The organism is Halalkalibacter flavus, assembly GCF_036663575.1.
Taxonomy (GTDB): domain Bacteria; phylum Bacillota; class Bacilli; order Bacillales; family Bacillaceae_D; genus Halalkalibacter; species Halalkalibacter flavus.
Genome location: NZ_JAWRVK010000146.1, coordinates 1 through 348, shown reverse-complemented (window position 1 = coordinate 348; position 348 = coordinate 1). Strand labels below are relative to the sequence as shown.

The 348-nt window shown below is 47.4% G+C and carries 1 protein-coding gene; it reads left to right on the top strand.

Annotated features, from left to right (window positions below; translation table 11 throughout):
* The coding region (locus SAY88_RS24810; RefSeq protein ID WP_332635095.1) for an MC/SLC25 family protein at positions 1 to 348 on the top strand (348 nt) is incomplete at both ends.

Sequence of the window (348 nt, the reverse complement as noted above, 5' to 3'; positions counted from 1 at the left end):
CTCGACTTCGCCAGAACAAGGTTAGCTGCTGATGTTGGAAAGGCTGGTAAGGAGAGAGAATTCAACGGTCTTGGCGACTGTATCTCCAAGGTCTTCAAGAAGGATGGTCTTGTTGGTCTATACAGAGGATTTGGTGTCTCAGTCCAGGGTATCATCATCTACAGAGCTTCATACTTTGGTTGCTTCGACACAGCCAAGGGAATGTTACCCGACCCCAAGAATGCCGGATTCTTAATCTCATGGGCCATTGCTCAGGTTGTTACAACATGTGCCGGTATTATTTCATATCCCTTCGATACCGTTAGGAGGCGTATGATGATGCAGTCTGGACGTGCCAAAGCTGATATC